General features: G+C 39.7%; 8 protein-coding genes. 1 reads left to right on the top strand and 7 read right to left on the bottom strand.

Going from position 1 to position 12,065, the window contains the following annotated elements; genetic code table 11:
- Positions 1-144 precede the first annotated feature (144 nt).
- A complete protein-coding gene (locus ACY9Z2_RS14905; protein WP_463610449.1) occupies positions 145-3,273 on the bottom strand; it encodes an efflux RND transporter permease subunit in 3,129 nt (1,042 codons plus the stop codon).
- Between the two features lie 446 nt (positions 3,274-3,719).
- Between ACY9Z2_RS14905 and ACY9Z2_RS14900 the strand changes: the two genes are divergently transcribed.
- Entirely contained in the window at positions 3,720-4,607 is an 888-nt protein-coding gene (locus ACY9Z2_RS14900) for a TetR/AcrR family transcriptional regulator (RefSeq protein ID WP_463610448.1), read from the top strand.
- 166 nt (positions 4,608-4,773) lie between these two features.
- Here the strand turns inward: ACY9Z2_RS14900 and pyrE are convergent, their stop codons facing one another.
- The 6 genes from pyrE to ACY9Z2_RS14870 are packed head-to-tail and all read right to left on the bottom strand — an operon-like array spanning position 4,774 to position 12,038.
- Positions 4,774-5,388 carry an orotate phosphoribosyltransferase gene (pyrE, locus tag ACY9Z2_RS14895; protein ID WP_463610447.1) on the bottom strand — a complete coding sequence of 205 codons (615 nt, stop codon included), beginning with the start codon at positions 5,386-5,388 and terminating at the stop codon, positions 4,774-4,776.
- The gene (pyrF, locus tag ACY9Z2_RS14890) at positions 5,372-6,088 is read right to left on the bottom strand and encodes an orotidine-5'-phosphate decarboxylase (protein ID WP_463610446.1); all 717 of its coding nucleotides are present in this window, start codon (positions 6,086-6,088) and stop codon (positions 5,372-5,374) included. The genes pyrE and pyrF overlap by 17 nt, the downstream gene beginning before the upstream one ends.
- Positions 6,085-6,999, bottom strand: a complete 915-nt coding sequence (locus ACY9Z2_RS14885) for a dihydroorotate dehydrogenase (RefSeq protein WP_463610445.1) — start codon at positions 6,997-6,999, stop codon at positions 6,085-6,087. The genes pyrF and ACY9Z2_RS14885 overlap by 4 nt, the downstream gene beginning before the upstream one ends.
- A complete protein-coding gene (locus ACY9Z2_RS14880) occupies positions 6,996-7,748 on the bottom strand; it encodes a dihydroorotate dehydrogenase electron transfer subunit (protein WP_463610444.1) in 753 nt (250 codons plus the stop codon). The genes ACY9Z2_RS14885 and ACY9Z2_RS14880 overlap by 4 nt, the downstream gene beginning before the upstream one ends.
- Positions 7,745-10,945 (bottom strand): carbamoyl-phosphate synthase large subunit, encoded by a 3,201-nt coding sequence (gene carB, locus ACY9Z2_RS14875; RefSeq protein WP_463610443.1) that lies wholly within the window; start codon positions 10,943-10,945, stop codon positions 7,745-7,747. The genes ACY9Z2_RS14880 and carB overlap by 4 nt, the downstream gene beginning before the upstream one ends.
- Positions 10,938-12,038, bottom strand: a complete 1,101-nt coding sequence (locus tag ACY9Z2_RS14870) for a carbamoyl phosphate synthase small subunit (RefSeq protein ID WP_463610442.1) — start codon at positions 12,036-12,038, stop codon at positions 10,938-10,940. Before ACY9Z2_RS14870 ends, carB begins: the two co-directional genes overlap by 8 nt.
- Positions 12,039-12,065: the final 27 nt, after the last annotated feature.

The following is a 12,065-nucleotide window of genomic DNA, read 5'->3' as shown; positions in this document are numbered from 1 at the left end:
CCCCTTCCTATACATTTACACCGTTAGGATATTCACCCAGCTTGGTTACTGTTCATTTACGATACATTCACCCAGTAATTATTTAGCAAGCATGAAAAAACCAATCACTTCCCACGGGAATGGGAAATAATTGGTTTTTTAAGTTTAATCTAACTGTTTAAGGTCATCGTCAGATGGATTCTTTTTATGGAATTTTGTTAGAAATTCGTAAACAACAGGTACAATTACTAAAGTTAGTAATGTTGAACTTGTTAATCCACCGATAACGGTAATTCCAAGACCTTTAGAGATCAATCCTCCACCTTCGAGACCAATTGCAAGTGGAATTAATGCACCAACAGTAGCTAGAGCTGTCATGAGAATTGGTCGTAGTCGAGTTGTTCCTGCCTCAAGAAGAGATTCTCTGACAGTATAACCCTGTTTTTCTCTGTGAAGAACACGATCAATCAAGACAATTGCATTCGTTACCACGATTCCTATTAACATCAGTGCACCGATCATTGCAGATATACTAATTGTTTCTCCTGCAATATATAATCCAAGTAATGCACCAATAATCGTGAACGGTAATGAGAATAGAATCGCAAATGGAGCAAGTGCCCCACCAAATGTGATGACAAGTATCAAGTAAACGATCGCTATCGCTGCTAGCATCGCCAACCCAAGTTGCGTAAACGATTCGTTAATTTGTTCCGTAACTCCCCCGAATTCTACATCTACTCCTTTTGGTAATTCAAGATCTTTTACCTCTGATTCCAAGTCTGCAGATGCAGCTGCGACATCATCTGTCGTTACCTCGGCAGAAATAGATGCATACGGTTGGCCGTTACGACTTGTAATTGTGTCAGGAGACTCCCCTTCTTTTACTTCTGCAACATCGGCGACTTCAACTGATACACCGAGAGGAGAAGAAATCGGGGTGTCTGTTAAATCTCCAATATTTTCGTACTGTTCTTTTTCAACATGAATGTAAACATTGACTTCTTCTCCATCTTTTTGAATGGTTGTAAGAACAGGCTGATCACCGAGTGTGCTTAACTCCATTCCTAGTTGTCCAGCAGTTAATCCGTATTGGCTCAGTTTCGATTGATTTACAGCTAGTGTAAATTGATCATACGATTCGGAAATACTAGAATCGATGTTTTTATACGTCTTGTCTTCTTTCATAAGTCCGAGTATTTTTTCAACTGACTTGTCGAGATCCTCTTGACTATCGCTGTAGACAAAGAGCTCAAGGCCACTTCCTCCTGTAGGAGCAATATTCATCGTTCCCCATTCGCCTTGTTTTGTCATAGCTTTAAGATCTTCGATAACCTCGGTTTGTTCACCTTCAAATTCCGCATAGTCATCCTCGTATTCTACAAAGAATAATGCCTGGTTTGAACTTCCTGGACTCATTGGGTTGCCCCCACCAACCGAATATTGGATAGTGGACACGCCTTCACGGTCAATAAAATAATTTTCTGCTTCAAGAGCGATATCTTTTACTTCCTGTTTGGTCTGGCCAGGTTCAGGATTGTAAGTGGCAATCACCATTTTTTGTTCATCTTGCGGCAAGAAGCTAACACCTATTTTTGGAACTAGGAAAAAGCTTCCCACTAAAAGTAAAACCGCAAAACCGAATGTAATGAACTTATAATCCAATGACCAGTTCAAAATTCGTTTATAAAATCCTGCCAATTTTCCTGGTTTGTCTTCATGCGTTTTTACATTTTTTAATCCTTTTTTAAACATCGAATGCGCAAGCATCGGTACGATTGTAATTGCTACTAATAGCGACGCCAACAGTGCAAATACAACGGTTAATGCAAACGGCAAGAAAAGTTCGCCTACTGGGCCTTGAACTGTTCCAAGCGGTAAAAATACTGCTATGGTAACAATTGTAGAAGACATAATAGGTACAAACATTTCTCTTGTTGCTTCACGAATTAATTTAGCGCCCTTTAGCTTCTCACCAGAAAGAGACATTCTTCTGTAGATATTTTCAATTACGACAATCGAGTCATCAATAACACGTCCAATTGCAACGGTCATTGCTCCGAGCGTCATAACATTAAGCGTAATATCCATTTGATGCAGTAATAAAACTGCAATAAGTAATGATAAAGGAATGGATATAACTGATATCACCGTTGTGCGGATATTTCTCAAGAACAACATGATAATTACAACCGCAAACAGTGCACCAAACAACGCTTTGCTTAGCATTGTTTTGACTGACTCTTCTATCGGTTCACCTTGATCAAAAATTGGTACGGCGTTCATACCGTTATATTCATCTTCCAGGTTTTTAATTTCCTCTTTGACGCGATTCACAACATCGACAGTATTAGCATCCGCTGCCTTTACAATTTGCAGGCCAATCGATTGTTGCCCATTTGTCCTAGAGATCGATTCTGCTTCCCCAACTAGTTCAATTGTTGCGATTTCACGAAGCTCGACTGTTGGTAAACCTTGTGGTGCAGAAGTCGCTCCCTCATTTGGCTGTGTTGCTGGTGGTCCAGCTCCACCTTGTCCTTCTGTTACCTGTGGAGTAACAGGTATCGCTAAATTCTTCAAATCTTCAAGTGAGGTAATATTCCCGTCGATAACAACTGTTTTTTCTTGTTGATCAAACTGATAAAGACCGAGCGGTAAAGAAACATCGGAACCTTTTATGATATTTTTTACATTTTCTTCCGTTAACCCGTACTCTTTCATTTTTTCTTCATTAAATGTTAACTGGACTTCTTCTACCCGTTGACCGGCGATTTCGACAGAGGAAACACCTTCAAGCCCCTCAATTGCGGGGACAACATTTTCTTCAACCGTTTCCGTTAGTTGTTCAAGTGATATATTGTTATCCGTAATACTTAATGACATAATTGGAAAAGCATTGATGCTCAAGCGTGAAATGTCCGGGCTATTAACACCAGTGGGCAATTCCACGTTGGATAAAGCTTCTTTCACTTCTTCCTCAGCTTCATCCATATTTTTGTCAAAATTATATTGGATTTGGATAGAGGATGCATTTTGAAATGAAGATGAACTCACAATATCCACACCAGGTAAATTTTGAACTCGCTGTTGAATTGGTTCGGTAACTTCCTCAGAAACCTCTTCAGGAGGTGCCCCTGGATATACTGTAGTTACTGAAACAATAGGCGTACTAATATTTGGAATCGTTTCGAGTTTCATATTTAATCCTGAGTACAATCCCGCTACCATCACGATCAAGGTTAATAACCAAACCGCGAACTTATTTTTTAATGCAAAATTAATAATCTTATTCAAAAACTGTTCCACTCCCTTTTACCCAGTTTTGACTGACTGGTCATTACAATATATAATATAACTGACTGGTCATTTATATGCAACGCTATTAATCAGGTTGTCACAAAATGTTCTTAACTCAAATCTTTAAAAAATGGATTAATTTTTTAGAAAAACTCGGTATTCGCCTCGTCCTTAATAGCGAGTGCCGAAGTTTTTCTTATAAGGTCTACCATAACTTATACTTTCCGACGTTAGAACAAGGCTTGAACCTAAAATTTATTACACCTATAATAATTGTATTCTGGCTAGCAAACGAATGAGTTGAAAGAAGAAGCCAACACGTACATAATTAGATGAAAAGTATATAATTAGCGATTCAATTAAAGAGATAAATGAAAGTTGAGTTGAGATATTTCTTCCGCGATTGACTGATTGGTCAGATTGATAAAAGGGATGTGTGCCATGTGAATCAAAAAAAGAAAACCATCATTGAAAATGCAATCGGCTTGTTTGCGAAACAGGGATTTTATTCCACGTCCATCCAAGAAATTGCCGATAAAAGCGGTGTTTCTAAAGGGTCTGTTTACTCTTATTTTCTATCAAAGGACGAATTGATGGTCGAAATTTTCCGCTATTATTACAGTAAAATGCGCGAAAAAGTAATGAAAGTGGAAAATGAGGATTTGGAACCAAAGGAAAAATTTATTAAGCAAATTCAAGTGGAATTCGAGGAATTGCTTACACATAAGGAATTTATTATTATGCAGTTAAGAGAACAAGCACTTTCATTAAACAAAGAATTGGATGAATTTCTCACAACAATGAAAATCGAAGTCCACCAGTGGTATGAAAATAACATGATCCAAATCTATGGAGACCAAATCAAACCCTATATCATTGACGCAGCCGTTCTTCTAGACGGGATTAAAAGCTCATTTATTCAACTATTAATTACGAATGATGTCGAGATCGATTTACCACGGTTGTCATCCTACATTTTAAGAAGACTTGATGATTTCGTTCGGGGAATTTTGGAAGAAAATGATACACCGATTCTTACTAAACAAATGTTTGGTCCGGTCTTCTCAACGACGGACGCTTTTCAAGAAAAAATGAAAGAAGAGGTTGCTGCTTATCTCTCTGAAATGCAACAAATTTTAACTGACTTATCAATTGAAAAAGAAAAAGCTGAAGAACTTCAAGGCGCGGTAGACTTCTTAATAAAGGAAGTTAAGAAACAAAAGCCTCAAACATTTATTATTAAAGGAATGTTATCCAATTTCAAAGGTACACATGAATTTGATCGATACCGAAAGTTGATTGCCGATAAACTAAACATTCAACTTTTATAAATAAATAAGAGAGCCTAATAGAACCGGTATTCCGCGTGATATATACTATTAATCGTGCATTAGAAAAATAACATCGCGCAACGAACCACTTTTCACTCAAAACTAACGGTTCGTTGTGCGATGTTGTAAAGTTATTGCGCGATATAATCCTAGGTAATCTTACAAACTATAGTTCATTCCGCCACGCCTGTAATTTTTCTCTTTCCCCAGCAGTTATCGTTCCATCTTCAGCAAGGATACGAAGTAATTCTTCATAGTTGGAGATCGTATTAAAAGATAATTTCGCTTCTGCAAATTTCTCAACAGACTTCTCTAAGCCATACGTAAAAATTGCTAATACACTAAGAATATCTGCGCCTTCTTTTTGAAGTGCCTGTGCTGCTTCAATAGAAGAACCACCTGTTGAAATTAAATCTTCAATAACTACTACTTTCTGCCCTTCTTCAATATGTCCTTCGATTTGGTTGCCCTTCCCATGTCCTTTTGGTTTTGATCGTACGTAAACCATCGGTAAATTCAGTTCATCAGCAACCCATGCTGCATGCGGTATTCCAGCTGTCGCACACCCTGCAATAACGTCAGGCTTCACTTCCATATTTTCAATTAACTCCACAAATCCTTTTGCAATCTTTTTACGAATCGCTGGATACGACATTGTCAATCGATTATCACAATAGATAGGTGACTTCAATCCAGATGTCCATGTAAAGTAATTGTCTGGTCTAATTTGGATTGCCTTAATTTCTAGTAGATCGTTTGCTATTTCATGACTTAATCCCATGTCCCCACTCCTCCATAACTTTTGAATAAGCTTCTTTCGGGTTTGCGGCTTGCGTTACTGTTCGTCCAAGCACCAAAATATCCGAACCATTTTTTCGTGCAAATGCTGGTGTGGCAATCCGTTTCTGATCGTTTACTGCTGCATTATCTAATCGAATCCCGGGTGTTACGGTTAAGAAGTCTGCACCACAAATATCTTTAATTCCTTTTGCTTCATGGACAGAACAAACAACGCCATCCGCTCCATTTTGATTGGCAAGTTCAGCAAAATGCAGTACATTATCATGTAGTTTTCCTGGTAGTCTAAGTTCTTGATTCATCGCTTTATCATCCATTGAAGTCAGCATCGTTACTGCAATAAGCTTTGTTTCATGATCAGTTGCCGCAGACGTAATCAACGCCTCTTTTGCTCGGTTGATCATTTCACTTCCACCTAATGCATGAACATTGACCATGTCCACTTCAAGCTTAGCGATATTTTTCATCGCTTTCATAACAGTTGTAGGAATATCATGTAATTTCAAATCTAGAAAAATAGTATGCCCATTATCTTTCAATCTTTCAATTACCTTTGGACCTTCTCGGTAAAATAATTCCATTCCTACTTTAACTGGTACTCCTTGTAAATCATGCGCATCAATAAAGCCTTTTGCCTCTTCCCATCTAGGAAAATCTAATGATAGATATGCTTTTCCAATCATGCTTCATGCCCCTTTCCGATTGCATCTACTACTGATGTGAAGCCATATTTTGCAAGTGCTTCAGGTAATGCCTCGATTAGTTCTGGACAAATAGATGGATTCTGGAAATTCGCAGTTCCTACTGCAACTGCACTTGCACCGGCAAGTAGAAATTCGATTACGTCATCGACAGTGGAAACACCGCCCATACCGATAATCGGAATCGAAACGTGCTTTTTCACTTCATAAATCATCCGAATCGCAACCGGTTTAATTGCAGGTCCTGATAACCCACCGGTTTTGTTGGCAAGGGTCGGTTTTCGGCTCGGTAAATGGATTTGCATACCAGACAAGGTGTTAATCATGGATAGTCCGTCTGCTCCCGCTTCTTCTACTGCCTTTGCCATCGCAACGATGTCGGAAACGTTTGGCGATAGCTTGACGTAGACTGGGAGATTACTAGCTTTTTTTACAATTCGTGTTACGTTGGCAGCCATCTCGGGATCTGTCCCAAATTGAATGCCGCCCTCTTTTACGTTCGGGCACGAAATATTCAGTTCTAGTGCGTTGACCGAATTGGTATGATTAAATGCTGCTGCAACCTTTTCATATTCTTCAATCGTACTACCTGCTACATTCGCAATGATCGGAATATCGTATTTTGCTAGAAAAGGCACTTCGGTCTCGATAATTTTCTCCACACCAGGATTTTGTAAACCGATTGCATTTAACATACCCGCAGCTGTTTCCGCGACACGCGGTGTTTGGTTACCGAATCGGATTGTTCCTGTAGCAGCTTTCATAATAACGGCACCAAGCTTTTGTAGATCGTAAAATTCACTATATTCGCGACCAAACCCAAAACATCCTGATGCTGGCATTATTGGATTTTTCAATTTCAACCCAGGTAAATTCACTGCTAAATCGCTCATAGACTCACCTCGTTTGCATCAAATACAGGTCCATCACTACAAATTTTCTTGTAACCACTTGTGTCATCGGTTGGAATGACACATGCAAAACATGCACCAACGCCACAACCCATTCGTTCCTCAAGTGAAATGTAGCCTTTTTGGTCGTTAAATTTCTTCGTTACTGCTTGTAGCATTGGCAGAGGTCCACAAGAGTAATAGCAGTCAAAATCGCCAATTTCTTCAACATCGGTTACAAAGCCTTCTTGACCATAGCTTCCATCGTTTGTTGTAATGTATGTTTCGCCTAGTTCATTAAAGGCTTCCTCGTAAAAAACACTCGCCTTGTTTTGAAAACCGAGTACGGAAATAGTCCGCACTCCTTCTTCTACAAGCTTTTTACCTAGGCAATACAACGGGGGAATACCGATCCCCCCACCGATTAATAGAACGGTTTTATCAGATGAATCTACTGCAGGAAAACCATTCCCACTAGGTCCGAGTGCGTTAATTTCCATCCCAGCCTGATATTTCGCCAATGCTTTCGTACCTTCGCCTAGTTGCTTAAATAAAACCGTAACTGTTTCACTTACCGGGTCAATCGACGCAATAGAAATCGGTCGCCTTAACGTATAGCCGGCAACTTCAATGTGCAAAAATTGACCTGGCTTAGCGTTCGCACTTATATAGGTATTTTTCAACACCATTTCTGTCGTTTCATGAGCAATTTCATGTGCGTTTACGATTTCTAATGTTTCTTTTCGCTTCATGACATTACAACCTTTTTACCTGTGATCGGTTTAGCGCTGAAAGTAGTAGAATCAATTACGTTTAAAATTGCGTTTGCGGTATCAAGACTTGTTAAACATGCGATACCATGCTCTACCGCTTCTCGGCGAATCATGAATCCGTCAGAGCGAGGTTTTTTACCAGAATTCAATGTGTTCACGACGAACTGTACATCGCCGTTTTCGATGATTGACAGTACATTTGGTTCATCTGCTCCAATTTTCGCAACCTCGGTAACTGGAATCCCTTGTTCTTCCATTGCTTTTGCCGTTCCAGTTGTTCCATATAATTGGAAACCTAGTTGATGGAAACGATCCGCAATTTCGATTGTTTCCTGTTTATCTTTATCTGCCACTGTTAGTAGCACAGCACCTTCTTGAGGTACTTTCAGACCTGAGGCAATTAAACCTTTATACAATGCTTTTTCTAACGTCTTATCATGACCAATCGCTTCCCCAGTTGACTTCATTTCTGGTCCAAGGATTGTATCGACACTGCGTAATTTTTCAAATGAGAACACGGGAACTTTAACAGATACACTATCCTGTTCTGGCAAAATTCCTGTTGTGTATCCCATTGACGTTAGCGTTTCGCCTAAAATGCATCGTGTTGCGAGATTTGCCATGGTGACGCCAGTAATTTTACTTAAAAACGGAATGGTTCTACTTGCACGTGGATTTACTTCTAGTACGTAAACTTCATCTTTACGTACAATGAACTGGATATTGATCAATCCTTTTACTTTTAGTTCCTGGGCAATTTTCATCGATGCATCCAAGCATTTTTGTTTAACTGTCTCACTTATCCGTTGAGGTGGGTACACAGCAATCGAGTCACCCGAGTGAACTCCTGCACGCTCAATGTGCTCCATAATTCCAGGAATAATGACTGTTTCACCATCACTGATCGCGTCGACTTCTACTTCAATTCCAGTAATGTATTTATCGATTAGAATCGGATGTTTATCGTCTGATCCATTTGATTTTGCTAAATATGCATTCAGCTCTTCATCGTCATAAACAATTTCCATCCGGCTACCACCGATTACGTATGATGGTCGAACTAACACTGGATAGCCAATTTCATTTGCTACCGCTAACGCTTGATCTAGACGTAATACCGATTTTCCTTTCGGGCGTAATAAATCTAAATCGTTCAGCAGCTGCTCGAACTTGTCACGGTCCTCTGCTTTATCGATTGCTTCCAGATTCGTTCCTAAAATTTCTACCCCGCGACGTTGTAAGCCTTCTGCTAGGTTGATTGCGGTTTGACCACCAAACTGTACGATAACACCTTCTGGCTTTTCGAGGTCAATCACATGCATTACATCTTCTAACGTGAGTGGTTCGAAATATAATTTGTCAGAGATACTAAAGTCAGTCGAGACCGTTTCTGGGTTATTGTTCATAATAATCGCTTCGTAACCCATTTCTTTTATCGCTAACACCGAGTGAACCGTTGCGTAATCAAACTCGATACCCTGACCAATTCGGATCGGTCCAGAGCCTAGCACAAGAATCTTTTTTCGGTCAGATTGAATGGACTCATTTTCATCCTCGTACGTGCTGTAAAAGTACGGTGTTTCCGATGCAAATTCTGCTGCACATGTATCGACCATTTTATAAACTGGTACGAGATTGTTATCCGTCCGTAGTGCATAAACCGCATAGACCGATGTGTCCCACACTCGTGCAATATGTGCATCAGAGAAGCCAAGTTTTTTAGCCTTTTCAAGTAATTCTAGATTGCCATTTTGCTCACGTAGTTCATTTTCTAATTCGATTAATCGGCTCATTTTTACTAGATAGAAGCGATCAATTTTCGTCAGGTCAAAAATTTCATCAATTGTCATACCGCGGCGAAGTACTTCTGCTAAAACAAACAAACGCTCATCATCAGCTTTCGTTAGTCGTTGCTTTAATACGTCCATGGAAAGATCCTCAAGCGATTTTAACCACAAATCCTCCGTTCCAATATCCATCGAACGCACACCTTTTAGTAACGATTCTTCAAAATTTCTACCGATTGACATGATTTCACCAGTAGCTTTCATTTGTGTGCCTAAGTTACGGTCCCCTGTAATGAATTTATCAAATGGGAAGCGTGGAATTTTTGTCACGACATAATCCAAAGATGGTTCAAAACATGCATACGTCTTACCTGTGATTGGATTTAAGATTTCATCTAATGTTAACCCTACTGCAATTTTGGCCGCAACTTTTGCAATCGGGTATCCTGTTGCTTTTGACGCAAGCGCAGATGAGCGACTTACGCGCGGGTTAACCTCAATGACATAGTAGTTAAAACTATTCGGATCTAGGGCTAGCTGAACGTTACAGCCTCCTTCAATTTGTAATGCACGTATGATTTTTAATGATGCATTACGTAATAGCTGGTATTCACGGTCACTCAACGTTTGAGATGGTGCTACAACGATGGAGTCACCTGTATGAATCCCTACTGGGTCCACATTTTCCATGTTACAAACCACGATTGCTTGATCGTTCTTATCGCGCATTACCTCATATTCGATTTCTTTATATCCAGCAATGTTTCGTTCAATTAAGCATTGGCTTACTGGTGATAACGATAGACCGTTACGCGTTATATCACGCAGATCCAGTTCGTTGTAACACATTCCACCACCAGTTCCTCCCATCGTATAAGCGGGTCTGACGATTAGCGGATAACCAATTTCATCGGCAAAGTCTAACGCCTGATCAACCGTGTTTACAATTCGACTCTCAGGAACCGGTTCATTTAGTTCATGCATCAACGAGCGGAATAATTCACGATCTTCTGCGTTTTGGATAGCATCAAGTGAAGATCCTAATAACTCTACATTGTATTCTTCTAATATTCCTGTTTCATTAAGTGCCACCGCCATATTTAATCCTGTTTGTCCACCAAGTGTTGGTAGGATAGCATCTGGCTGTTCTTTACGAATAATTTTCGTTAAAAATTCTACAGACAATGGCTCCATGTATACTTTATCTGCGAAAGTGTGATCAGTCATGATCGTTGCAGGGTTGGAGTTTGCTAAAATTACTTGGTAACCTTCCTCTTTTAGCGCTTGACATGCCTGTGTACCCGAATAATCAAACTCTGCTGCTTGACCAATAACAATTGGTCCAGATCCAATAACTAAGATTTTTTCAATAGTTGTATTTTTAGGCATATGTCTTCTCCTCCTGTTTTGTTTGGACTTGTTCAATCATTGTTAAAAATTGATCAAATAAATGATTCGTATCCTCAGGTCCAGGTGAACTCTCTGGATGATACTGAACCGTAAACGCTGGGTATGTTTTATGTTTGATACCTTCAACCGTGTCATCGTTTAATGCGATTTGCGTAAGCACAAGGTCCGTATTCTCTAATGATTCGGCTCGAACCGCATAACTGTGATTTTGAGAAGTTAAATACGTTTTATTACGCTCTAAATCTTTTACGGGATGATTTGCACCACGGTGGCCAAACTTCATTTTCACTGTATCTGCCCCACTTGCTAGTGCAAATAATTGATGGCCTAAGCAAATGCCAAACAGTGGGATTTTACCAATTACTTCGCTTACCATTTCAATTGCTTCTGGAACGTCTTTTGGATCCCCAGGACCGTTTGTCAGCATAATCCCGTCAGGCTTCAAACGTAAAATATTTTCAGCAGAATAGTTATATGGAACAACGGTAACGTGGCAGTGACGCTTCGTAAGCTCGCGTAAAATGCCGTGCTTCATTCCGAAATCTACCAATACGATGCGATGGCCACGACCAGGGACGACATAAGGCTTTACTGTTGATGTATGCTTGACTTGATCGGTCATCATCGTCTCATTGTTCAACTGATGCAGAATTTCTTCTGTAGATTCCGTTACATCAGCAATCATAGCTTTCATTGTTCCATGCTTTCGAATAATTTTCGTAAGCTTTCGTGTATCGACTCCAGATATTCCAGGAATGTCATTTGCTTTAAGGTAAGAACTTAAGTCTTCATCACTCCGGAAATTTGACGGATGATCACATAGTTCTTTCACCACAAATCCATGAATAAACGGTGTAACGGTTTCAAAATCATCACGGTTTATTCCATAGTTCCCAATTAGCGGATATGTCATCGTAACGATTTGTCCACAGTACGATGGGTCAGTAATAACTTCTTGATAGCCTGTCATACCAGTGTTAAATACAACCTCACCAGATCGTTTACGGTCACTTCCAAATCCTTCTCCGATAAATACTGTTCCATCCTCTAAAATTAATTGTCGTTTAGTCATGAAGATCCTCCTTGTGCAGTGAAAATT

Source organism: Virgibacillus sp. GM2-2, from assembly GCF_055329585.1.
This window is presented reverse-complemented; position numbering and strand designations above follow the sequence as displayed.